Annotated in this window: 22 protein-coding genes and 1 tRNA gene; 21 read left to right on the top strand and 2 right to left on the bottom strand. The window is 40.1% G+C overall.

All coding sequences use genetic code 11. From position 1 onward, the window contains the following. Window positions 1-116: 116 nt before the first annotated feature. Window positions 117-1,391: a chloride channel protein gene (locus tag DWX96_RS02875; protein WP_117697143.1), complete on the bottom strand. Its 1,275-nt coding sequence runs from the start codon at window positions 1,389-1,391 to the stop codon at window positions 117-119. A 228-nt stretch (window positions 1,392-1,619) separates the two neighbouring features. Here DWX96_RS02875 and DWX96_RS02870 point away from each other — a divergent pair, with 228 nt between their 5' ends. The 9 genes from DWX96_RS02870 to spoIVA all read left to right on the top strand — a co-directional run bounded on the left by DWX96_RS02870 (window position 1,620) and on the right by spoIVA (window position 11,374). Next, the gene (locus DWX96_RS02870) at window positions 1,620-2,357 is read left to right on the top strand and encodes a class II aldolase/adducin family protein (protein ID WP_117697145.1); all 738 of its coding nucleotides are present in this window, start codon (window positions 1,620-1,622) and stop codon (window positions 2,355-2,357) included. A 90-nt stretch (window positions 2,358-2,447) separates the two neighbouring features. Then, window positions 2,448-2,858, top strand: coding sequence for a C-GCAxxG-C-C family protein (locus tag DWX96_RS02865; protein ID WP_117840991.1), 411 nt, complete (start codon window positions 2,448-2,450; stop codon window positions 2,856-2,858). Between the two features lie 230 nt (window positions 2,859-3,088). After that, entirely contained in the window at window positions 3,089-4,483 is a 1,395-nt protein-coding gene (locus DWX96_RS02860) for an ABC transporter substrate-binding protein (RefSeq protein WP_117840992.1), read from the top strand. An 85-nt stretch (window positions 4,484-4,568) separates the two neighbouring features. Beyond that, window positions 4,569-5,411, top strand: a complete 843-nt coding sequence (locus DWX96_RS02855) for a carbohydrate ABC transporter permease (protein WP_117697151.1) — start codon at window positions 4,569-4,571, stop codon at window positions 5,409-5,411. Further along, window positions 5,411-6,295, top strand: coding sequence for a carbohydrate ABC transporter permease (locus tag DWX96_RS02850; protein ID WP_117840993.1), 885 nt, complete (start codon window positions 5,411-5,413; stop codon window positions 6,293-6,295). The genes DWX96_RS02855 and DWX96_RS02850 overlap by 1 nt, the downstream gene beginning before the upstream one ends. Window positions 6,296-6,349: 54 nt before the next feature. Continuing rightward, window positions 6,350-7,360 carry a LacI family DNA-binding transcriptional regulator gene (locus DWX96_RS02845; RefSeq protein WP_117697153.1) on the top strand — a complete coding sequence of 337 codons (1,011 nt, stop codon included), beginning with the start codon at window positions 6,350-6,352 and terminating at the stop codon, window positions 7,358-7,360. 25 nt (window positions 7,361-7,385) lie between these two features. Further along, window positions 7,386-8,903 carry a 4-alpha-glucanotransferase gene (malQ, locus tag DWX96_RS02840; RefSeq protein ID WP_117840994.1) on the top strand — a complete coding sequence of 506 codons (1,518 nt, stop codon included), beginning with the start codon at window positions 7,386-7,388 and terminating at the stop codon, window positions 8,901-8,903. A gap of 1 nt (window position 8,904) precedes the next feature. Continuing rightward, window positions 8,905-9,834 carry a diacylglycerol/lipid kinase family protein gene (locus DWX96_RS02835; protein WP_117840995.1) on the top strand — a complete coding sequence of 310 codons (930 nt, stop codon included), beginning with the start codon at window positions 8,905-8,907 and terminating at the stop codon, window positions 9,832-9,834. Window positions 9,835-9,886: 52 nt separating this feature from the next. Beyond that, window positions 9,887-11,374, top strand: coding sequence for a stage IV sporulation protein A (spoIVA, locus tag DWX96_RS02830; protein WP_117840996.1), 1,488 nt, complete (start codon window positions 9,887-9,889; stop codon window positions 11,372-11,374). Here spoIVA and DWX96_RS02825 read toward each other — a convergent pair. Then, entirely contained in the window at window positions 11,354-12,196 is an 843-nt protein-coding gene (locus DWX96_RS02825; protein ID WP_117840997.1) for an AraC family transcriptional regulator, read from the bottom strand. The two genes, spoIVA and DWX96_RS02825, sit on opposite strands and share 21 nt — an antisense overlap. Window positions 12,197-12,380: 184 nt before the next feature. On the opposite strand from DWX96_RS02825, the gene galE reads away from it, so the two are divergent. From galE to rbfA, 12 genes are all read left to right on the top strand, one after another. Further along, window positions 12,381-13,397, top strand: a complete 1,017-nt coding sequence (gene galE / locus DWX96_RS02820) for a UDP-glucose 4-epimerase GalE (protein ID WP_022242586.1) — start codon at window positions 12,381-12,383, stop codon at window positions 13,395-13,397. 83 nt (window positions 13,398-13,480) lie between these two features. Further along, a tRNA-Glu gene (locus tag DWX96_RS02815) sits at window positions 13,481-13,552 on the top strand. A 419-nt stretch (window positions 13,553-13,971) separates the two neighbouring features. Continuing rightward, window positions 13,972-14,622 (top strand): SLATT domain-containing protein, encoded by a 651-nt coding sequence (locus DWX96_RS02810; protein ID WP_117946896.1) that lies wholly within the window; start codon window positions 13,972-13,974, stop codon window positions 14,620-14,622. Between the two features lie 995 nt (window positions 14,623-15,617). Further along, window positions 15,618-16,670: a ribonuclease III family protein gene (locus tag DWX96_RS02805; RefSeq protein ID WP_118056745.1), complete on the top strand. Its 1,053-nt coding sequence runs from the start codon at window positions 15,618-15,620 to the stop codon at window positions 16,668-16,670. A gap of 3 nt (window positions 16,671-16,673) precedes the next feature. Further along, window positions 16,674-16,853: a hypothetical protein gene (locus DWX96_RS02800; RefSeq protein WP_118056744.1), complete on the top strand. Its 180-nt coding sequence runs from the start codon at window positions 16,674-16,676 to the stop codon at window positions 16,851-16,853. 186 nt (window positions 16,854-17,039) lie between these two features. Then, the gene (pulA, locus tag DWX96_RS02795) at window positions 17,040-19,757 is read left to right on the top strand and encodes a type I pullulanase (RefSeq protein WP_118056743.1); all 2,718 of its coding nucleotides are present in this window, start codon (window positions 17,040-17,042) and stop codon (window positions 19,755-19,757) included. 144 nt (window positions 19,758-19,901) lie between these two features. Continuing rightward, window positions 19,902-20,369 (top strand): ribosome maturation factor RimP, encoded by a 468-nt coding sequence (gene rimP / locus DWX96_RS02790; protein WP_022242582.1) that lies wholly within the window; start codon window positions 19,902-19,904, stop codon window positions 20,367-20,369. 51 nt (window positions 20,370-20,420) lie between these two features. Beyond that, complete coding sequence (gene nusA / locus DWX96_RS02785; RefSeq protein WP_117697162.1) at window positions 20,421-21,581, top strand: transcription termination factor NusA; 1,161 nt, start codon at window positions 20,421-20,423, stop codon at window positions 21,579-21,581. Further along, a complete protein-coding gene (rnpM, locus tag DWX96_RS02780; protein ID WP_022242580.1) occupies window positions 21,568-21,846 on the top strand; it encodes an RNase P modulator RnpM in 279 nt (92 codons plus the stop codon). Before nusA ends, rnpM begins: the two co-directional genes overlap by 14 nt. After that, window positions 21,833-22,150 carry a L7Ae/L30e/S12e/Gadd45 family ribosomal protein gene (locus DWX96_RS02775; protein ID WP_022242579.1) on the top strand — a complete coding sequence of 106 codons (318 nt, stop codon included), beginning with the start codon at window positions 21,833-21,835 and terminating at the stop codon, window positions 22,148-22,150. Before rnpM ends, DWX96_RS02775 begins: the two co-directional genes overlap by 14 nt. Before the next feature lie 15 nt (window positions 22,151-22,165). After that, window positions 22,166-25,087, top strand: coding sequence for a translation initiation factor IF-2 (gene infB, locus DWX96_RS02770; protein ID WP_118056742.1), 2,922 nt, complete (start codon window positions 22,166-22,168; stop codon window positions 25,085-25,087). A gap of 23 nt (window positions 25,088-25,110) precedes the next feature. Continuing rightward, a complete protein-coding gene (rbfA, locus tag DWX96_RS02765; RefSeq protein WP_022242577.1) occupies window positions 25,111-25,473 on the top strand; it encodes a 30S ribosome-binding factor RbfA in 363 nt (120 codons plus the stop codon). Window positions 25,474-25,492: the final 19 nt, after the last annotated feature.

Raw genomic sequence — 25,492 nt, 5'->3', positions numbered from 1 at the left:
GAAAACAATCAGCAGAAGTTCTTTTTGTGCGAATAGCGAGAAAAATCGCATGCCTGCATGCAGATTTGGCAAGCACCGCGATAACTCGAGAAACTCGCAAAGCGTGTTTCTCGTAGTTAGTGCGTCTGTTTATTAATATAGCTTGTCTTAAATTTTGAATACATAATCTTCTGGCTGCGGTACAGTCCGTAATAGCCGGAGAGCATATAACTGAATGCAATCGCAAGAAGCAGGAACGGCATTGCAGCAAAGCCGAACATTTCAAAGCTGATCAGCAAAGAAGTAATCGGGCTGTTGGTGACACCACAGAAAATGGCGGCCATACCGATGGCGGCACATAAGGTTGGGGAGAAACCGGTCAACGTTCCAAAGAGACAGCCGAAGCTTGCACCGATAAAGAAAGTAGGAACAATTTCGCCACCTTTGAAGCCGGCACCAAGAGTCAGGGCAGTAAAAATAATTTTTAAAAGAAAAGCTTCCGGTGCCACTGTGCCGTCAAAGCATTTGGAAATAATATTAACGCCGGTTCCGTTGTAATCCTGATTACCTGCCAGAAGGGTGAGGAGAATAATGATGCAGCCGCCTGCCGCAGCACGAAGGTAAGGATTTTTGATAAATTTACGGTAAATGGTTTCACTGTAATGTAAGGAAATACAGAACAGGATACTGACCAATGCACATAAAACGGCAAGAATCGTTACGGTAACTGCAGAAGAAATTCCGAATTCCGGAATGTCTGAAATAGCAAAGGACGGCGGCGCAATCTGAAAGTGTAATGCCAGACCATGTGCTACTAAAGCAGAGATAACGCATGGCACTAATGCAGAATAGTGCATGATGCCGACACTGACTACTTCCAGCGGAAAAATAGCTGCAGCCATCGGTGTTCCGAATAAGGCGGAAAAAGCAGCACTCATGCCGCACATAATCATAATATGTTTATCTTTTTCATCAAAACGGAAAAGTCTTCCGAGAGAATTTCCGATGCTTCCGCCAAGCTGAAGTGCTGCACCTTCCCGGCCGGCAGAACCACCAAAGAGGTGTGTGATTAAGGTGGAGATAAAAATAAGCGGAGCCATACGCAGTGGAATTTCATCCCCAGAGTGGATGGCGGAAAGCACCAGGTTGGTTCCAGTATCCTTTTCATCATGGAGAAGATGATAGAGCAGTACAATCACGATTCCACCCAGCGGAAGAAAGAAGATGAGCCATGGATAAGCAGTTCTTGTATCGGTGACCCATGTCATGCCAAAGTAAAAGGCAATTCCCACCATACCGATGAGAAGACCGGACAGAATAGAAAAAATAATCCATTTTATGGCGGTACGCAGACGACGCAGATTGTGTTTGATTTTATGTATCACAAGTTCTTTGGTAACTGGTTCGTTCATGATGTAGTAACTCCTTTTTTATATAAAGTAAATATTATAAGCAGAAATTGTTTGTATTTTTTGAAAAATATATATTCTATAAGAAATAGTAGCATTCTGGAAATAAATTTACAAGATGAATGAAGAGATAAATGAAGAGAATTTTATTTGCAAAAAATAACCGGGGTGACTATAATAAGTGAAGGCTTTCTATAAAATCTGGAAATTACAGGCAATGGAGGAAGAAAGATGGAATCAGAAATCAGGATACGCCGGCAGATGATAGAGATTGGAAAAAGAATTTATCAGAGTGGAATGGTGGCTGCCAATGATGGTAATCTTTCTGTGCGTATATCAGAGAATGAAATTTTGTGTACGCCAACCGGAATATCTAAAGGATATATGACGGAAGAATGTTTATGTAAGATAAATCTGCAGGGAGAAGTCTTATCCTGTCAGGATGGGTTCCGCCCGTCTTCTGAAATGAAGATGCATTTGAAAGTATATGAAAAACGTCCGGATGTAAGAGCAGTTGTACATGCGCATCCGCCATATGCCACAACCTTTGCGATTGGCGGTCAGGCATTAAATCGTGCAATCATATCAGAATCCATTGTAAGTCTTGGCTGTGTGCCGGTAGCAGAATATGGGCTGCCGTCTACGCAGGAAATACCGGATGCCATTGCACCATATCTTGACTATTTTGATGCGTTGCTCTTAGCGCATCATGGGGCACTGACTTATGGAAAGGACCTGACGGAAGCTTATTACCGGATGGAGTCGGTAGAATTATATGCAAGACTTCTTTACCAGAGTAAAATGATGGAAATGGACCGGGAGCTGGATGCAGATACGGTACACAAATTGTGCCTGATGCGGGAAAAGGCAGGAATGAAGAATCCGGAAACAGTCTGTGGCAGTAAGAAATTATTATTTGAAAGCTGCCGTGAGTGTATCCGCAGGAAAAATCTTTTGCCAGATGGATAGAAAAGAAAACGTTTGGCAGAAGGCAGCATTTTATAAGCAAGAAAAAGTTATTACAGAGAATAGCGGGAAACAGAAAAAGGAGATTAGAAGATGACAATAGAAGAAAGAGTAAAATTAGCAGAAGAAAAACATCACAGTGGTTATAACTGTGCGCAGGCAGTATTATGCAGTTACAGTGATAAGCTTGGAATTGACGAGGAAACTTTATTCCGTCTGTCCGAAGGATTCGGCGCAGGAATGGCAGATATGCAGGGAACCTGTGGAGCAGTAACCGGCATGTATATGATTGCAGGAGCACTGGGAAGCTCGGGAGCAATTGAAAAGGGCATGACCAAAGGCAGAACATATCAGACGGTAAAGGGACTGACAGCAGCATTTGATGAAAAAAACGGCTCTCATATCTGTAAAGAATTGAAAGGAATTGAAACCGGAAAGGTTTTGCGGAGCTGCGATGGCTGTATTGAAGATGCAGTCCGTATAGCAGAGCACTTGTTTTCATAGAAAAAACACAATTTTATGGTAAAAGTGCACAAAAACAGAATGTCAAAATTATATAAGTGTACAAAATGTTGAAAACCCCATTGCTATTTTTGAGTAATGGGGTTATATTATATACATCCACTGAAAACGTTACCGAGAACGTAACCAACTAGGTTCCAGACAAGTCGGTATACAGATTGGGGAAGAGGTTTTCAGGAAGGACAGCATATTATATTTTAGGAGGATGTACTATGAAAAGAAAATTAGTATCTCTTATGTTAGTTGTATCTATGACAGCAGCTATGGTTGCTGGATGTGGAAGCGACGACAAGAAAGCAGCTGACAATAATGCAGCAGGAACAGAGAAGACAGATGACAGCAAAGAAGCAGCAAGTGGTTCTGTTTACTACTTGAACTTCAAACCAGAACAGGATCAGCAGTGGCAGGATCTTGCAAAAGCTTACACAGATGAGACTGGTGTCCCAGTTGAAGTTGTTACAGCAGCATCTGGTACATATGAAGAGACTTTAAAGTCTGAGATGGCTAAATCTGATGCACCTACACTTTTCCAGGTAAACGGACCGGTTGGTCTTGCAACATGGAAAGATTACTGCGCAGACTTATCAGGAACAGATGTTTATTCACATGTTAAGAGTGATGACTTTGTACTGAAAGATGGAGACGAAGTAAAAGGTATCGCATATGTACTTGAGACTTATGGTCTTATTTACAACAAAACCGTATTAAACGCATATTGCGGAATGGACGGAGCTAAAGTTACTTCTATCGATGAAATCAACAGCTTTGCAAAATTAAAAGAAGTAGCAGATGATATTCAGTCAAGACTTGCAGAAGTAAGTGAAGCAGCTGGTCCTGAATATGACCTTAAGGGTGCATTTACTTCAGCTGGTATGGATTCATCTTCTGACTGGAGATTCAAAACCCATTTAGCAAACCTTCCAATCTACTATGAATACAAAGCAGATGGAATCGGATCTACAGATGCTATCAAAGGAACTTACCTTGATAACTACAAACAGATCTGGGATTTATACACAACAGATTCTACTTGCGAAGGCTCTATGTTAGCAAGCAAGACTGGTGATGATGCAACAGCTGAATTTGGCTTAGGCGAAGCTGTATTCTATCAGAATGGTACATGGGCATACAATGATATTATCAATGCTGGTGTATTAACAGATGATGACCTTGGAATGATGCCTATCTACATCGGAGTTGATGGAGAAGAGAATCAGGGACTTTGTACAGGATCTGAGAACTACTGGTGTATTAATGCTAATGCTTCTGAAGAAAACATCAAAGCAACAGAAGATTTCTTGAACTGGGTTATTACAAGTGACACAGGACGTGACGTTGTTGCTAACCAGATGGGCTTCACAACACCATTTGATTCATTTGATGATGGATATCAGGCAAGCAATGCATTCATGGATGCAGCTAACCAGTACATTGCAGATGGTAAGACTTCTGTAGCTTGGTGCTTTACAACAATGCCTTCTGAGGCTTGGAAAGATGGCGTAGGTTCTGCATTAACAGCTTATGCTGCTGGAACAGGTTCCTGGGATGATGTTGTAACTGCATTCGTTGATGGCTGGGCTTCTGAGTACGCAGCAGCAAACGAGTAAGACTTATCACATATAATCAGAACAATATGTGAAAAAAGGGCGGGCGGATATCGCCTGCCCTTTATAAAGGGAAAGGAAAAATATTATGAACAAATCAATTAAAAAATATTTTCCTCTTTTTGCACTTCCAACGTTAGTTGCATTTACAATTGGTTTTATAATTCCTTTTGCTATGGGTATCTATCTTTCTTTTTGTAAATTCACAACTGTTACGGATGCAAAGTTTGTAGGACTATCTAACTATACCAAAATCTTTGGAGATGAGACATTTGTTCACTCATTATGGTATACAGCACTCTTTACAATTGTTTCTGTGCTTGCCATTAACTTTTTTGCATTCGTAATTGCGATGCTTTTAACAAAGGGTATTAGAGGAACAAATGCGTTCCGTACCATTTTCTTCATGCCGAACCTGATTGGTGGTATTGTATTAGGATATATCTGGCAGTTGATTTTCAATGGTATTCTCGCAAATTACAGCAGAACATTGGTATATAATGAAAAATATGGTTTCTGGGGTATGATTATCCTGATGTGCTGGCAGCAGATAGGTTATATGATGATTATCTATATCGCAGGTATCCAGAATATTCCTGGAGATTTGATTGAAGCTGCAGAAATCGACGGGGCAACTTCCTGGCAGGTACTTAAAAATGTAACCTTACCGATGGTAATGCCATCTATTACCGTATGTACATTTTTAACACTGACCAACGGATTTAAATTATTCGACCAGAACTTAGCATTGACAGCAGGTGAACCTGCAAAGAGATCACAGCTTTTAGCATTGAACATCTATGATACTTTCTATGGTAGAAACGGATGGGAAGGCGTTGGTCAGGCAAAAGCAGTTGTATTCTTTATTCTGGTAGCAATAATTGCACTTGGACAGAACTATCTGACCAGACGTAAGGAGGTGCAGCAGTAATGAGTAATGTAAGAAAAGCAAAACATGGCTGGATTTTTACCATTATATTTACTATTTTAAGTGTACTGTGGGTACTTCCAATTGTAATCGTATTTATGAACTCCTTTAAATTAAAGGCATATATTAACCGATTCCCGTTCCAGTTAGGACCGTTTAAAATGACTGACGGATGGGACAGATTTGTTGCCGGAGTACAGAAGGCATTTGTTGGATTAACCAACTATGCAGAAGGTATCCGCAAGATTAACTTCTTTAATGCGTTTGGAACATCATTATTTATCACAGTATGTTCTGTTGCAGTAATTATTCTCTGCACATCTATGTGTGCATGGTATATCATCCGCGTGAATGATAAGTTTTCAAAAGGTTTATATTGCCTTTGCCTGTTTTCCATGATTGTACCTTTCCAGATGGTAATGTTTACATTATCCAAGCTGTCCAATATGTTACATCTTGGAAATCCGGTTGGAATCATTTTAGTATATCTTGGATTTGGAGCAGGACTTGCGGTATTCATGTTTACCGGCTTTGTAAAGAGTATCCCGCTTGAAATCGAAGAAGCAGCAATGATTGATGGATGCAGCCCGATTCAGACATATTTCCAGGTTGTATTCCCGATTTTAAAGCCTACGGCAATTACAGTTGCAATTCTTCAGGTAATGTGGATTTGGAATGACTACCTTCTTCCATATCTGGTACTCGATATCAGAAAATGGAAAACGATTCCGATTGCAATTCAGTATTTGAAAGGTGGATATGGCTCTATCGACTGGGGTGCAATGATGGCTATGCTGGTACTGGCAATTCTTCCAATTATCATTTTCTATGGAATCTGCCAGAAATATATTATCGAAGGCGTTGTTGCAGGAGCTGTAAAAGGTTAAGCATTTATATAATAAGTATTTCGCTATAGATATAGTGTAAAGGCAGGACAAAACATGACAATAAAAGATATTGCAAAAGAATCCGGATATTCAGTAAGTACTGTGTCGAGGGTTCTGAATAACAGGGATGATGTGAGTCCGGAAGCAGAAAAGAAGATTCGGCGGATTGTTGCAGAACACAATTTTGTTCCAAATGGAAATGCCAAACATTTGAAACAGATTGCCTCTAAAACCATCTGCGTACTGGTAAAAGGTACGTCAAATATGGTTTTTTCAGGGATAGCAGAAGAAATTCAGACGATTGTAAATAAGACCAGTTATACATTGAATATGATATATCTGGATGAAGAAGAAAATGAAGTAGAACAGGCAATTATTCAGTGTCGTGAAAGAAAACCTCTGGGGATTTTATTCCTCGGAGGTAATCCTGCATTTTTCAGGGAAAAGTTTCATGAAGTAAAAGTTCCATCGGTATTAGTGTCTACAGCAGGAAAAGATCTTGGCTTTCCGAACCTGTCCAGTGTAGCAACAGATGATGTGGAAGCAGCGAAATGTGCCATGAATTATCTGGTGAATCAGGGGCATGTTCATATTGGGGTAATTGGAGGAAATTTAAGTTCCTCTTATGTCAGTGAACAGCGTTATATCGGGTGCGAGAAATGCTTTGGTGAAAAGGGAAGAATATTTGATTACGATAAATATTTTGTGAAAGCAAGATTTGACTTTGGAAGTGCATATCGGGCTACGGAAAAACTTTTGGAGAAGGCAAAGGATGTGACTGCTATATTTGCGATGAGTGATGTCATGGCAATTGGAGCAATTCGTGCGATACGAGACAGAGGTCTGTTGGTACCGGATGATATTTCCGTTGTGGGGTTTGACGGAATACCAATGGCGGATTACTATAATCCAAAGCTGACCACTATAAGACAGCGGTACCAGACGATGGCACAACGCAGTCTTGAAATACTATTTCGTACAATTGACTTGAAAACCAAGGCAGTACATGAGATAATACCTTTTGAACTTGCACTGGGGGAAAGTGTTCGTGAGATAGGAAAATAATCTAGTTTGCAGGAGGAATTTAATTATGAGAACAAGTGGGATATTAATGCATATATCTTCACTTCCGTCACCATACGGAATTGGTACAATGGGAAAGGAAGCCAGAAAATTTGTAGACTTTTTGGATAAAGCAGGACAGACTTACTGGCAGATATTACCGATATGCCCAACCAGTTATGGAGATTCTCCGTATCAGTCATTTTCAAGCTTTGCGGGGAATCCATATTTTATTGACTTAGATTATCTTTGTAAGGATAAGTTACTGACAAAAAAGGAATGTTTAAGCTATGAATGGGGAGAAAATCCGGAATTTGTAGAGTATGGAACACTTTATGAAAACCGTTTTCCTTTATTGAAAAAAGCATATCAGCGCTTTAAAAAAGCATTACCGGATGATTTTGCGGACTTTTGTGAGAAAAACAGTGACTGGTTAGAGGACTATGCACTGTTTATGGCATTGAAGGATGCAAATGGCGGGGTTGCATGGTTTGAATGGAAGAAAGATTTAAAACTCCGCAAACCATCAGCAATTGAAAATGCGAAAGAAGAATTTGCAGATGATGTTGAATTCTGGAAAATGCTGCAGTATCTGTTCTTCAAACAGTGGACAGAGCTGAAAGCATATGCTAATGAAAAAGGCATTCAGATTATCGGTGATGTACCTATTTATGTTGCTGGTGACAGCGCAGATGTATGGGCAAATCCGGGACAGTTCTATTTAGATGAGAACCTGGATCCGATTGATGTATCCGGATGTCCTCCAGATGCATTCTCCGATGATGGACAGTTATGGGGTAACCCGTTATTCCGTTGGGATGCTATGAAGAAGGATGGTTATACCTGGTGGACAAAACGTATCAAAGCAATGTCTGAATTGTATGATGTTGTTCGTATTGACCACTTCAGAGGTTTTGATTCATATTACGCAATTCCTGCAAAGGATAAGACAGCAAGAAATGGAGAGTGGAGAGAAGGTCCTGGTATGGACCTGTTCAATGCTCTGGAAAAGAAACTTGGCAGATTAAATATTATTGTAGAAGATCTGGGTTATTTAACACCGTCCGTAAAACAGTTGTTAAAGGATACCGGTTTCCCTGGAATGAAGTTAATCCAGTTTGCTTTTGACAGCAGAGAAGAGAGTGATTACCTTCCACATACATATCAAAAGAATTGTGTTGTTTATACTGGAACTCATGATAATGATACCATTATGGGATGGTTCAAGACGGCTCCAAAGGAAAGCGTTAAATATGCCAAAGAATATTTAAGATTAAACAAAGAAGAAGGATATAACTGGGGCACCATGAAAGCAGTATGGGGCTGTGTTGGTGATATGGCTATTGTTCCGATGCAGGATATTCTTGGAATTGGCAGTGAAGGACGTATGAATACACCATCTACACTTGGCATGAACTGGAAATGGCGTGCAGTAGATGGACAGATTACTTCGGCACTTGCAAAGAAAGTCTGCAAAAATATGGAAATCTACTGTAGAAAGAGAAAAACAAAAGAAGAGCTGGAAGCTTTAGAAACAGCAGAATAAAATGTATCATTTTATAGTAAACAATACCTCGGGAGGCGGCAGGTCCAAACGGGTCTGGGAGGAACTGCAGAATTACCTTCTGGAGCATGAAATAAGGTATAAAGCACATTTTACAGAGTATGAGGGCCATGCGAAGAAGCTTGCAGACCGTGTATGTGATATTGATAGAGAAAAAGTGTATCTTATTGTGGTCGGTGGTGATGGTACGTTAAATGAAGTACTGAACGGGATGCATGATTTTGAAAAAATCCGGTTTGGCTACATACCGACCGGCTCCGGGAATGATTTCGCAAGAGGTATGAAAATCAATGGAACACCTACAGAAAATTTAGAGCGGATACTTCAGGCGGAAGAGACAACGCCGATTGACTTAGGTTGTGTCAGCTGGGTGGAAGAAGGACAGAAGGAACAGAAGATTTTTGCAATTAGTTCCGGTCTTGGACTGGATGCGGATGTATGTAAACAGGCACTGCATTCCGGATTAAAGAAAGCATTAAATAAACTGGGACTTGGTTCATTAACCTACGTCTGTCTTACGATAAAATCCCTGTTTACCATGCCGACAGCAGAGGCGAAGATAGTATTTGATGATGAAGTGGAAGAGCCGATTTCCCGGATGATTTTTATTGCTGGAATGAATCAGTATTGTGAAGGCGGCGGAGTGCCGATGGCTCCGGATGCAGTGGCTACGGACGGAGAATTTTCGGTCTGCTGTGGCTATGGAGTGGCAAGGTGGCGTACCTTTTTTCTGCTGCCATTTCTGGTAAAGGGAAAACATACAGGATTTAAGTGCTTTGATATCCATAATTGCAGAAAATTCAGCGTGGATTTGGAAAAACCAATGGTATTGCATGCTGACGGAGAATATTGTGGGGATGTGACGCACGCAGAGTTTAGATGTCTTTCTGGAAAACTGAATATTTTGTTATAAAGGTGACTTCCTCCTGCATATACATATAACAGTATAGGCAGGAGGAATTTATATGGAAAATTTTAATACAGGCACTTATGATATGTATAAAGATATCAGTGCAAGGACAAATGGGGAAATTTACATAGGTGTGATTGGAGCTGTGCGGACCGGAAAGTCATCTTTTATCAAACGTTTCATGGAGCTGATGGTACTTCCGTTTATGGAGGATGAAAACAGCCGCCAGCGTGCGGTGGATGAAATGCCACAGGCGGCCCAGGGGAAAACCATTATGACAACAGAGCCGAAGTTTATTCCAAAAGATGCTGCAAAAATCCGGCTTGGCGAAGATGCCGAAGTAAAAGTGAGGCTGATTGACTGTGTGGGTTATATGGTAGAGGGTGCCACCGGACATCTGGAAAATGGTGTGGAGCGAATGGTAAAGACGCCTTGGTTTGAAGAGGAAATTCCTTTTACAAAGGCAGCAGAGGTCGGGACCAGAAAGGTTATTAATGACCATGCAACCATTGGAATTGTAGTAACTGCAGATGGCAGTTTCACAGATATCCCGCGGGAGAATTATGTGAAAGGTGAGGAAGAAACCATAAAAGAGCTGCAGAGAATCGGAAAACCCTTTGTTATGGTACTGAATTCCGTAAAACCATACAGCGAGGAAACGGCACAACTGGCAAAAGAATTAGAAGAAAAATATGAAGTCAGTGTATTTCCACTGAATTGTGAGCAGCTTCGAAAAGAAGATGTCTATGCAGTGCTGAAGGGTATCCTCTATGAATTCCCGGTGGTGAAGATGAATTTCTTTCTTCCGAAATGGGTAGAAATGTTGGAAATGAGTCATCCAATCAAAGAAAATGTGGTTGCAAATGCTGGAAAAATGCTGTCGGAAGTAACTCTGATTAAAGATTTGATGGATTACAAGATGGCTCCGGAGGGAGATTACATTTCCAATATGATGATGCAGGCGGTGAATCTGGAAAATGGCACAGCAGATATCCGGCTGGATATTGCAGATCAGTATTATTATGAAAATATCAGTGAACTGACCGGAACAGAAGTGACTGGGGAATACCAGCTTATTTCCATGATAAAAGAGCTTTCTGAGAAACGTAAGGAATATGAGAAGGTAGCGGATGCGGTACAATCGGTAGAAATGAAAGGATATGGAGTGGTGAGTCCGAAGCTTTCAGATATTAAAATGGATGATCCGGTGCTGATTAAACATGGCAATAAGTTTGGTGTAAAAATCAAGGCAGTAGCACCGTCTGTTCATATGATCCGGGCAAATATTGAAACGGAGATTGCACCGATTGTAGGAAGTGAAGAGCAGGCAAACGACCTGATTCATTATATCAAAGAGGGACAGAGCACAGAAGATGGAGTCTGGGGAACCAGCATTTTTGGAAAATCCATTGGAGAACTGATGGAAGACGGTATCCGCAGCAAGATTGGCATGATGGATGATGAAAGCCAGATGAAACTGCAGGATACCATGCAGAAAGTTGTAAATGATAATAATGGCGGATTAGTCTGTATTATTATTTAAGGATGCAAGCCGGTAATCCCGGGGCGATATTCCTTTCAGCTTATGGAACGTCTTGGAAAAATGCAGCCCATTGTCAAAGCCTACGGAATTAGCTACAGCAGTAATGGATAGGCTGGAGTGTTCTAAGAGATAGCATGCCTGTTTTAAACGAAACTGGGTCAGATAATTTTTCGGCGACTGACCCAGTATGGTTTCAAAAGAGCGGTACAGATGGCTCCGGCTTACGCCTACATAATCAGCAATATCTTCTACGTGAATCGGGTAGGAATAGTTGGCGGAAATATAGGCAATTCCTTTCTGGACATAGTTGCTGGAACTGTTATACTGTTCATTATTGCTGGCATGTTTCATAAAAAGAGCCAGCGTCTGATAGAGCCGTCCGGTCATTTCTACAGAATCCATGAAATCATTTCCGCAGGCTTCATAGATACCGAGAAGGTGTTCCCGGATGGATTCGGAAAGCGGCGTCTGGTGAATCAGTGGAAACTCCCTGGAAAAATCTGTGGCATTCAAAATAATGGCAGCGTCACTGCCATTAAAGCCTACCCAGGCATATTCCCACGGGTCTTTTTCGTCTGCATAATAGGTGATTTCGGTCTGAGGGTAGACAAGGAAGGTATCTCCGGTGGAAAGGGCATAAACTTTACCACCAACAGAATAATATCCTTTGCCGGATAGAATGTGATGAATCAGATAATGGTCACGGATTCCCGGTCCCCACTGGTAAAGAGGTTCACATTTCTGGAAACCGACATTATAGACGGAAAGGGAAACCAGTTCTTTTTTATTTACTTTATAAGAATTCTTATATTTTGGGTCCATCGTATGCCTCCCTTCTGGAATTTGCAGATAGATTATAGATATATTATAGAGGCTGTCCTTTGCAGATGCAACAAAAATACATATTGTTTATACAATAGATACTGTTCAAATACAGGAATATAAGGTATACTATTATTTGTAAGGAACACGAAAATACATATTTTAGTACAAAGGAGTGGAGAATATGTCTATTTTAGTTACAGGTGGAGCAGGTTATATCGGAAGTCATACCTGCGTGGAATTACAGCAGGCAGGCTATGACGTAGTAGTGCTGGATAATTTGTCCAATGCCAGCGAAAAATCATTGGAGCGTGTAAAAGCGCTTACTGGAAAAGAAGTTACATTTTACCGTGGAGATATATTAGACCGTGATATCTTAAATGAAATCATGGAAAAAGAGAAGATTGACTGCTGCATTCATTTTGCAGGATTAAAAGCAGTTGGAGAATCTGTGGTAAAGCCATGGGAATATTATAATAACAACATTGCAGGAACATTGACTTTAGTAGATGTGATGCGCCAGCACGGCTGCAAGAATATTATCTTTTCTTCCTCCGCGACCGTATATGGTGATCCGGCACAGATTCCAATCACAGAGGAATGCCCGAAGGGACAGTGTACCAATCCATATGGCTGGACGAAATCCATGTTAGAGCAGATTCTTATGGATATGCAGAAAGCTGATCCGGAATGGAATGTTATCTTATTAAGATATTTTAACCCAATCGGAGCACATCAGAGCGGAACTATGGGAGAAAACCCGAATGGAATTCCGAACAATCTGATGCCATATATTACCCAGGTGGCAGTTGGAAAGTTAAAAGAGCTTGGCGTATTTGGAAATGATTATGATACACCGGACGGAACCGGGGTAAGAGACTACATTCATGTAGTAGACCTGGCAAAGGGACATGTAAAGGCATTAAAGAAGATTGAGGAAAATGCCGGATTAAGTATTTACAATCTTGGTACCGGACATGGTTATAGTGTACTTGATATTGTAAAGAATTTTGAAGAAGCAACAGGCGTAAAGATTCCTTATTCCATTAAGCCACGTCGTGCCGGCGACATTGCGACCTGTTATTGCGACCCTTCAAAGGCAGAGCGGGAGCTTGGCTGGAAAGCAGAGTTTGGCATTCGTGAAATGTGTGCCGATTCCTGGAGATGGCAGAAGAATAATCCGAATGGATATGAGGACTAGAAAGAAGCTGAAGAAAAAAATTGCAAAAAAATTAAAAAAGTGCTTGCAATTTAGAGGGCGTCGTGTTATAGTATCACTTGTCCGGTTCATTGGTCAAGCGGTTAAGACGCCGCCCTCTCACGGCGGAAACAGGGGTTCGATTCCCCTATGAACTGCTCACTATTAATAATTTAATAGCCCAACCCATAGAAGATGCTGAAAGCCAGATAATGGTTTTACAGCATTTTTTATTTACGCGAGTAGCGAGAAAAATCGCATGCTTGCATGCATATTTGGCAAGCACTGCGATAACTCGGGAAACTCGCAAAGTTTGTATCTCGTAGTTGTTCTAAAAAGCCTTAAAAATACATTGCTAAAAGTGCGAGGTATTCAAAAAGGTATTCTAACATATGTTCGATTGATAAAATACGCAGGAAAGGAGAGTCCTGCAAAAGTGCTTACCCAAGATAAATCGACCACAAATCGGTTTAGTTTTTGACCTTAAATAAAAGAGTATATGGTATGTCATAAGTGTAGTTGCAGTTTATACCGATATGAAATATAATTGTTTTATACAGAGGAAAAGAGGAGAATTATGGAAGAATATACGAGAGATAGAATATATGATATCATGAATGTGACTCAATGCAATCAAGCCAATATGTTGAAGCGATTAGATAAGAACTCAAAATTTTCAAGTTTTGTGCTTATTTATTACAGTATAGTCTTGATTATTTATTCGTTAACTTCATTGTATTTTCCTAAATATTATGATGAAATATTGTCTGGATATTTTAGCATAATCATTTCTGTTGTAATCTTGGCATTTTCTATTATAAATGGAAATTCAAAATACTCTGAAAGAATTAAAGCAACAGAATCGACGTTGAATGCAATCAAAGTGTTAAAAAGAGAACTTACTGATGAAAATCTTTCTGATAAAAAGTCCGAATATAACGAAGTGATTGACAGAATGGAATATCGGGCGGAGGTAGACTTTTTTAATACGCTTAAGCAAAGATGCAAAGAGTATAGCATAAGATGGTACTGTTATAAGAATGATATAATAGAAGCAAAAAGATGTACATTGGAAAAAGAAAGAATAAGACAATTGGATAAGTTAAACAATTATCTAAGCGAAAATAATCCCTTTTTACAGCAAATAAAAGTTGTTTGTATCAATATTCTTTATGGGGTAATAGTTCTTATGCCAATTTTGATTTTTATAATTTGCTTTCTGATTTAAGCGAGAAAGTTGTGGTGTGTGTATTAAAAAGGAATGAAGCAATCGTTTTATTATGCTACTCCGGATTGCTGAGTTGATAAGGATATGGATAGTTTATGAGCTATAAGTGTAGCTGGGACAGTTGAAAAGCTGAGATGATATTTAATTGGATTCGTATTATTCGTGTAATGTAGCAGTGGTGGAGGACGCAGCTGCATAGTAGTCTGCAACAGTTGAAAGTTATGTAAGGCATTATTAGTTGACACAGTAATTCTAGTGACAGTGCCAATAACCTTTTTATAGGTATGCTGACAGCTTTCTAGTTTGCATGAAAATGCAATGGAATAAAAAGAGGTTTGCCTTGAATATTGATTGCATCACAAATGGAGAAGGCTAGCTGCAGGCGGAGAAAAATAAAGTGGATGTCCCTATAGTGTTTGATGCTTTGTAAAAGTAATTGTGTTATTTTTTCATAGTGCTCTTCAAAAATATTAGTAAGAAGATGTTAAAAAATTATCAAAATAATAATTTGCAATGTTGAAGAATACATATAGAACCGCTGTTAAAAACTGCAACATATCGTTACCTCCTTAAAATATTGGATAAAAGCAATATGTTTAAAAATTAAAAAATAAAGGAGATTCTACAAAAAAAGAAAAGGTAAATTTGTGGAAATGTATACACAATTAAAATGCTTGAATTTGTACAAAATGATTAAGGGGGGAGAATACTTGAATTCAAATCAATTTCGATTTTGATTGGTAGGAATATGAAAAATAAGAATTGAAAAACAGCATGCTTTCTGTTATATTAAAAACAGAAGGCATAATATTATAAATTAAAACCATTGTTTTCATAGGTTTATTTCATTTTATGAAAGTGAAATGATGTAAACATAGAAAAACAAAGATTCAAATTTATCTTATCTTGTTCAATTTAGCAATGCATTATAAGAATGGATTGTTTATTATTGGACTCTTTATGTCTTCTAGTAAAAATAAACTAGGAGGTATCATATGGATACAAATGATTTAATTGGTATCGAAAACCAAATTGATTACAAATTTAAAAACCGGGACTTGTTACAACAGGCATTTGTTCGCAGGTCGTATTCTGCAGAAAATGGCGGGGCAAATAACGAAGTTTTAGAGTTCATTGGTGATAAGGCTCTTGATTTTGTTGTGGTTCAATTGCTTACAGAAGAGTACGGTTATATGGCATCTGAGTGCGATGATTTCAACAGGGATGAGTGTAATGAATTTTATTCTGAATGTGATGAAGGTGAATTGACAGAAATTAAGAGCAAACTTGTTCAAAGGAAGAATCTGGCAGAAAGAATTGATATGCTGGGGTTCGCTGATTTTCTTATTATGGGAAAAAGTGATATTAACGGACATGCGGAAGAAAAAGATGCTGTAAAAGAAGATTTGTTTGAAGCAATCATTGGGGCAGTAGTATTGGATTGTAATTGGAATATGAAAATTCTTAAACAGGTGATTGAGCAGATGCTGGAACCTGATTTAGAGAATGAAGATGACAATTATATTCAACTTTTGCAGGAGTGGTCATTACGAAAATATGAAATTTTGCCATTATATCATGTGGAAAAATACAATACTGCACATTGGTATATGGGGGATTATGTGTGTAGTGAGTGGCCGATAAACGGAAAAAGGCCACTATATAAGGCGTATCTAAAAATTGAAGAATTTGACAATATTATTCTTGGGTTTGGTGACTCGCAGAAAGAAGCCAGAAAGGCTGCAGCAAAATATGTATACCAGTACCTGGAAAAGAATAACTTATTGTTTACTATTAGGGATGAAATAGAACACCCAAATAAACAAGATTCTATTAATCAACTTGAAATTCTTGCAAGGAGAGGCTATTTTTCCATTCCGCAATATAACTTTGCGGAGAAATATGATTCGAATGGTAATCCAATCTGGCATTGTGAGTGTGTAATTAAAGAATATGATAGTATTTGCATGGCAGATGCAACAGCAAAAAAAGAAGCAAAAAAGAGAGCTGCATTTAAAATGTTAAAGATGGTTTTAGAGGAGAAATAGAATATGTATAGAAATATGCTTGATTACAATGATGGAGATATGCTCTGTCAGACATCAGATAATATCGCAATGGATATGGAGGGACATTTGATGTCAAGAGTGTCAGACAACATGGCACTGGATTTAGATACTGGAGAAATACATCTGATTTCATCCTGGAGAAGTGATGAAGAAGATGAATAAGTAAATGAAAGAAACATATCAAAATAGGATTTGGTATGTTTTTTTATAACTAAAAAATGTAAAAATACTAAAATTTACGAAAATTTCTCTTCTAAATCATCAAACATTATGTTACAATTTACTATGTTTCCGGTAACAAACAAGGAAAAAATAAGCAAATCTAACAAATGTATGATGGAGGGTGACATGAAGAGAAGAGGAAAAGCATTGGGGATGGCATTGCTGCTTATCATGATGACTGTTTTTTCAGTAGTCTCAGATGCGGCAATGGTAAAGGCTGACGAACTTTTGATTAAGCTGCATTACCACAGAGCAGACGACAATTACGATGGATGGGATGTCTGGATGTGGGGAGAAGGTGCGGATGGTGCAGCTTATGAACTGGCAGAGGAAGATGGTGACCATGTGGCAACCATGGAAGTAACACCGGGTACAACCTCTGTTGGATTTATTGTGCGTACAGCAGACTGGACCAAGGATGTTGATGAAGACCAGTTTATTGATATTTCCGAGATGGTATCCGGCACTGTGGATATTTATGTGGAGTCCGGTGTGAAAGGATATACCAAAGAATATGGTGATGATGCTGTAACCGGAACTAAATTATCCGGAGCCAAATATGATGGGGAAAGCGCAGTAACCGTTCAGATGACCGGAGCAATTGAAGGGGATCTGATGCAGGCATTTTCCATTAAGAGTGCCGATGGTGTGGCGGTTACTATCAAAGAAGTAACACAAGATGATGATTTCGTATATCAGGTAGTTGTGGAAGAACCATTAGATGCTTATAAGAGCTATCAGATTACATACGAAGGAACTGAATATAAAGTAGTGATGCCGAGCGTATATTCCACCAAAGAATTTGAAGAAGAATATACTTATGACGGAGATGACCTTGGTGCAACCTGGACAAAAGACAGCACAGCGTTCCGTCTCTGGGCACCAACCGCACAGGCTGTTTCTGTAAATCTCTATGAATCAGGAACAGAAGGAACCGATGATTTAATCGAATCCATTCCAATGACTGCAGATATAAACGGAACCTGGGTGGCATCAAAGGATGGAGATTTAAATGGTACATATTATACTTATACCGTTACCATTAATGGTGAGGAAAAAGAAGCCAATGACCCATATGCAAGAACCACAGGTGTCAACGGAAAACGTGCCATGATAATTGATTTGGAATCCACCAATCCGGAAGGGTGGGACAGTGACGGTAACCCACATGCCGGAGAGGGTATTAATGATGCTGTTATTTATGAAATGCATATCCGTGACGTCTCTTCAGATTCCAGTTCCGGAATTGAAAACGTTGGAAAATATTTAGGACTGACAGAGACCGGAACCACAACTGAAAATGGTGTTCCGACCGGACTTGACCATATCAAGGATTTGGGAATCACACATTTACATTTACTTCCGTTTTATGATTATGGTTCCGTAGATGAAACAAAGCTGGATACACCGCAGTTTGACTGGGGATATGATCCGGTCAACTACAACGTACCGGAAGGCTCTTATTCCACGGATCCATATCATGGAGAAGTCCGGGTGAAAGAAGCTAAAGAAATGGTAAAAACATTACATGATAACGATATCAGTGTCGTTATGGACGTGGTTTACAATCATGTATACAATGCAGGGGAATTCTGTTTTAACGTAATTGTGCCGGAGTATTTCTCAAGAGTAAATGATAATGGGACTTATTCTAATGGTTCCGGCTGTGGAAATGACACAGCATCCGAGCGTTCCATGGTGAAGAAATATATTGTGGACTCTGTGAAATACTGGGCAGATGAATATCATATTGATGGCTTCCGTTTTGACCTGGTAGGACTTTTGGATACGGAAACCATGAACGAGGTAATCGAGGAAGTGCACAAAGACCACCCGGATGTTATCTTCTACGGAGAAGGATGGTCGATGCAGACAAGCCTTACCAAAGAAGGATATTCCATGACAACACAGACCAATTCCACAGAAGTACCGGAAATGGCTTTTTTCAGTGATACTTTAAGAGATTTGTTAAAAGGAAATACATTTTCAACTACAGAAAAGGGTTTTGTATCCGGAGCAAATGGCAAAGAGAAGACCTTACAGAAATGCTTTATGGGATTATCACCGGAATGGTGTACTACACCTTCCCAGTCCGTTAACTACGCATCCTGTCACGATAATCTTTCCCTGATGGATCGTATTATCCGTTCTACTCCGGAAGCTTCCGTGGAGGAGCGAATCCGCATGAACAATCTTGCAGCAGCCATTTATATGACGGCAGAGGGTGTTCCGTTTATGCAGGCAGGAGAAGAATTCTTAAGAAGCAAAGTGAAAGCAGATGGTGGTCTTGATGAAAACAGCTATGCCTCACCAGATTCAGTAAACAGCTTAAAATGGAGCAATCTGGAAGATGAACAGTATCAGAATGTTTACCAGTATTATAAAGGACTGATTGCATTCCGTAAGGCACATCCGGTGCTTCGCCTTGACAATGCAGAGGATGTAAAAGCACATGTGACTCCGGTAGAAGATTTAGATGATAATGTAGTAGCGTTTGCAATTACCGGTGATGTTGACGGAGAGACAGCAGATGGAATGTATGTGATCTTCAATGCCAATAATGAGAAAAAAGAAGTAACTCTTCCGGAAGGAAACTGGAATGTATGCATTAATGATACCTTAGCAGGAACAGATACGATTGAAACAATTTCTGGAACAGCAGAAGTAGCTCCGGTTTCTGCATTGATTTTAGTAAAAGGTGATGGAAACGGCAGCACAGCAGTAGTATCTGCAGGAACATTACCAGCATGGATGGCATATGTATTTACAATTCTGGTTGCCGTAGTGATTGGAGCATGTTCTGTCTGGTCACAGAAAAAGGCAGGAAAAGCCGGCAGAAAGTAGATAATTTGGAAATAAAATCTTGCAATTTAAGAAAATAGTGCTATAATAATACAGTACATGATGATTTAGGCTTTGAGAGTGGGCGTTGCGTCCACTCTCAATTCATGTTTAGAACAAAATTTAAGCAGATGGAAAGGTGGTTACATGTCCAGAAAAGAAATTTATGAACAGAAGACAGAAAGCTTCATTCAGCCAATCGTTGATAAGTATCATTTTGAACTGGTAGATGTGGAATATGTCAAGGAAGGTTCCGACTGGTACTTACGGGCTTACATTGATAAGGAAGGCGGAATTACCGTCAATGACTGTGAAATGGTAGCACGGGAAATGAATGAGATTCTGGATCGGGAAGATTATGTGGAAGACTCTTATATTTTTGAAGTGAGTTCGCCGGGACTTGGCAGACCGTTGAAGAAAGAAAAGGACTATGTCCGTTCTATGGGAAAAGAAGTGGAGATACGTCTGTATCGTGCCATAGATCATGAAAAGGAATTTTGTGGAGTCTTAAGTGCATATGATGAGAATACCGTAACAATTGAAGACGAATCTTATGGACAGAAGGTATTTGATAAGAAGGATATTGCATTAATCCGTCTTGCCATCGATTTTTAATCATTAACATAGCATACAACTTAGAAAATAAGTATATAGGAGGATAAAGAAATGAATAACGAGTTGTTGGAAGCATTGACAATACTGGAGCAGGAAAAAAATATCAGCAAAGAGACTTTACTTGAGGCAATTGAGAATTCTCTGCTGACTGCATGCAAAAACCATTTTGGAAAGGCAGATAATATTAAAGTAAATATTGACCCGGAAACATGCGAGTTCCATGTGCTTGCTGAGAAGACCGTAGTGGAAAAAGTAGAAGATGATGTAACAGAAATCAGCCTTGCAAATGCACGCATGATTGATTCTGAGTACAATCTTGGTGATGTGGTAAATGTAGAAGTTAAATCCAAAGAATTTGGACGTATTGCAACACAGAATGCAAAGAACGTAATTTTACAGAAGATTCGTGAGGAAGAAAGAAAAGCAATTTACAGCGAATATTATAGCATGGAAAAAGACGTTGTAACCGGAATTGTACAGAGATATGTTGGAAAAAATATTTCCATTAATCTTGGTAAAGCAGATGCCATTCTTACTGAAAATGAGCAGGTAAAGGGTGAAGTATTCAAACCGACCGAACGTATCAAGGTATATATTCTGGAAGTAAAATCTACACCAAAGGGACCAAAGATTATGGTTTCAAGAACACATCCGGAATTAGTAAAACGTCTGTTTGAAGCAGAAGTTACTGAAGTAAAGGATGGTATTGTAGAGATTAAGAGTATTGCCCGTGAAGCAGGAAGCAGAACAAAGATTGCTGTTTACTCCAATGACCCTGATGTAGATCCGGTAGGAGCATGTGTAGGTATGAACGGAGCCAGGGTAAATGCTATCGTAAGTGAATTACGCGGTGAGAAAATTGATATCATTAACTGGAATGAGAATCCTGCTATGTTAATCGAGAACGCATTAAGCCCAGCAAAAGTTATTTCCGTAATCGCAGATGGCGAAGAGAAGAGCGCAAAGGTTGTTGTTCCGGATTATCAGTTATCCCTTGCTATCGGTAAAGAAGGACAGAATGCAAGACTTGCTGCAAGACTGACCGGATTCAAGATTGATATCAAGAGTGAGACACAGGCAAGAGAGTCCGGTGAATTCATGGATTATGAAAATGATTACGAGGACTATGATGAGGAGTATGAAGAGGGTTATGAGGAAGGTTATGAAGAAGAAAACGCAGGAGATGGTGAGTTCATAGATGGCAACGAATAAGAAGATTCCTATGCGGAAATGTGTAGGATGCCAGGAAATGAAAAGCAAGAAAGAACTGATTCGGATTATTCATACGCCGGAAGATGAACTTGTAGTGGACTCCACTGGAAGGAAGAATGGAAGAGGCGCATATATCTGTCCGAATATGGATTGCTTTTTGGCAGCAAAAAAGACAAAGGGCTTGGAAAGATCTTTGAAAATGGCGATTCCGGAAGAAATATATGAGGAATTGCAAAAGGAGATGCAGAATATTGAAACAAGATAAGGTGTTATCCATGCTTGGACTTTCTGCCAAGGCAGGAAATGTTGCAAGCGGAGAATTTTCAACAGAGAAAGCGGTAAAAGAAGGAAAGGCTCATCTGGTCATTGTCGCAGGAGATGCTTCAGATAATACGAAGAAACATTTCCGTGATATGTGCAGCTTTTATGAAGTGCCATTTTATGCTTATGCTGATAAGGAGAGTCTCGGACATCATATTGGAAAAGAATTTCGGGCATCATTGGCAGTTACCAACGAAGGTCTTGCCAAAGCCGTCATAAAGCAATTGAAACTGTTAACAACTGAATAACGGAGGTAGTTATATATGTCAAAACTCAGAGTATATGAACTCGCAAAAGAATTAAATATAAAGCCGCAGGATGTTTTGGATTCCTTAAAAGGAACCCAGTATGAAGTAAAGACATCCAGTAATAGTATAGATGAAGATGCACAGAAACTGGTACGTTCTAAAGTAAAAGGAGCAGCAAAACCGGCAGCAAAGCCAGCAGCAGAGACAAAGCCGGCAGGCGAAGCAAAAGCTGCAGGCGAGGCAAAATCAACAGAGGCACCGGCTCGACCGAAGAAAAAAGCAAGTATTTCTGCTGTATTTAACCCACAGAACAGCAAGACCAATCCGGGAAGCAGACGTCAGGCTTATCACACCAATGCCAAGACCGGAGAAGCAAGAAGGCCGGCACCGGCTGCAAGACCAGCTCAGCCTGCAAAAACGGCAGCACCAAAGCCTGCAGAAGTAAAAACTGCAGAAGTTAAGCCGGCAGAGGTAAAAGCAACAGAAGTTAAGGCTGCAGAAGTAAAACCAGCAGAAACGAAAACTGCAGAAGTAAAGACTACGGAAACAAAAACTGTTCAGGAGAAACCGGTAGTGAAAACAGAAGAGAAGAAGACGGAGACAAGAAACTTTAACAATAACCGTCAGCAGGGAGACAGACCATACAACAATAACCGTCCACAGGGAGACAGACCGTATAATAACAACCGCCCACAGGGAGACAGACCGTATAATAACCGTCAGCAGGGAGACAGACCGTACAACAATAACCGCCCGCAGGGGGACAGACCATATAATAACCGTCAGCAGGGAGACAGACCGTATAATAACAACCGCCCGCAGGGAGACAGACCGTACAATAACAACCGTCAGCAGGGAGACAGACCGTACAACAATAACCGCCCACAGGGAGACAGACCATACAATAATAACCGTCCACAAGGCGACAGAAATGGAAGAGGCGGAAGAAATGGTGGAAGATTCGATCAGGAATTAAACCGTTTCAATAAAGAAGCAATCCAGGCAGGACCGGACGATTTAAGAAAAGAAAGCCGTGAGAACCGTGACCGTGACAATACCCGTAAGAAACAGGTGCAGGAGCACGATAAGTTAGGAAGCAAGAAACAGGAAAGATATGTAAATCTTGAGAAAAACGGCGGTAAGAAGAAACGTCCTGCACAGCCGAAACCAAAGGAAGAAGATACCATCCGCAGCGTATCCCTGCCGGAGCGTATGACGATTAAGGAACTGGCAGATAAGATGAAGGTTCAGGCTTCTGAAATCATCAAGAAGCTCTTTATGAAGGGACAGATGGTTACCGTAAACCAGGAAATCGACTATGACAGTGCAGAAGAAATTGCACTGGAATTTAACTGTATTGCAGAGCCGGAAGAAAAGGTAGACGTAATTGCAGAGCTTTTAAAAGAGGATGAAGAAAGAGAAGAAGATTTAGTTCCAAGACCACCTGTTGTCTGTGTAATGGGTCACGTTGACCATGGTAAAACATCCCTTCTGGATGCAATCCGTAATACACATGTAACAGACCGTGAGGCTGGTGGTATCACACAGCATATCGGAGCATATGTGGTAAGTATCAACGGACAGAAGATTACCTTCTTAGATACACCGGGACATGAAGCATTTACCGCAATGCGTCTGCGTGGAGCAAAATCTACCGACATCGCAATTCTTGTAGTTGCAGCAGATGATGGTGTCATGCCACAGACGGTAGAAGCAATTAACCATGCTAAAGCAGCCGGAATTGAAATCGTAGTAGCAATCAATAAGATTGATAAGCCAAATGCCAATATCGACCGAGTAAAACAGGAGTTATCCGAATACGAACTGATTCCGGAAGACTGGGGTGGAAGCACCATCTTTGTACCGGTATCTGCTCATACCCACGAAGGTATTGACCAGTTATTGGAAATGTTATTATTAACAGCAGAAGTCAGCGAATTAAAGGCAAATCCAAAACGTAAAGCCCGTGGTGTTATCATTGAGGCACAGCTGGATAAAGGAAGAGGAGCTGTAGCAACTGTTTTAGTACAGAAGGGAACCCTTACAGTTGGTGAGCCGATTGCCTGTGGTAGTGCATATGGTAAAGTGCGTGCCATGATTGACGATAAAGGAAGAAGAGTAAAAGAAGCCGGACCATCCATGCCGGTAGAGATTTTAGGACTTTCCAGTGTACCGGATGCAGGAGAAACATTCGTAGCATGTGACAGTGAAAAAGATGCAAGAAACTTTGCAGAGACATATATTTCCGAAGGAAAGGCAAAACTGTTAGAGGAGACCCGTTCCAGAATGTCTTTAGATGATCTGTTCTCACAGATTCAGTCCGGAGATGTAAAAGAGCTGGATATCATCGTTAAAGCAGACGTCCAGGGTTCTGTAGAAGCCGTAAAACAGAGTCTTGTAAAACTTTCCAACGACGAAGTTGTGGTTAAGATTATCCATGGTGGTGTTGGTGCAATCAACGAATCTGATGTTACTTTAGCATCTGCATCTAACGCAATCATCATTGGATTTAACGTAAGACCGGACCCTACAGCAAAGGTTACTGCTGAAAATGAAGGTGTAGATATCCGTCTGTATAAAGTTATCTATAACGCAATTGAAGACGTAGAAGCTGCTATGAAGGGAATGTTAGATCCTGTATACGAAGAAAAAGTAATCGGCCATGCAGAAGTTCGTCAGATTTTCAAAGCATCCGGTGTTGGTAACATTGCAGGTTCTTATGTATTGGATGGTAACTTTGAGCGTGGATGTAAAGTCCGTATTACCCGTGAGGGAACACAGATATTTGAAGGAAATCTTGCTTCCCTGAAACGTTTCAAGGACGATGTGAAGGAAGTAAAAGCCGGATATGAGTGTGGTCTTGTATTCGAAGGATTTAATGATATTGCAGAACTGGATCAGGTAGAGGCATATAAGATGGTAGAGGTTGCCAGATAATCTGATAGAAGGACAGGAAAATTATGCAAAAAAATAGTATGAAAAATATGCGGATAAATGGAGAAGTTCAAAGAGAACTCTCCAACATTATCCGGAGTGAAGTAAAAGACCCGCGTATTGCGCCGATGACCAGCGTGGTTGCCGTAGAAGTGGCACCGGATTTAAAAACCTGTAAGGCGTATATCAGTGTATTCGGAGACGAAGAAGCTCAGAATAATACAATCAAAGGTCTTAATAGTGCAGAAGGGTATATTCGTCATGCCCTCGCAAAAAGTATCAATTTAAGAAATACTCCGGAGATTCGGTTTATCCTGGATCAGTCCATTGAGTATGGTGTAAACATGTCAAAGAAAATTGATGAGGTGATTGGACAGGAAGAGTCCTAAGCCTCATCCGAAGAGAAAG

The organism is Roseburia sp. AF22-2LB, assembly GCF_003461125.1.
Taxonomy (GTDB): Bacteria; Bacillota; Clostridia; order Lachnospirales; family Lachnospiraceae; genus Roseburia_C; species Roseburia_C amylophila.
This window is presented reverse-complemented; position numbering and strand designations above follow the sequence as displayed.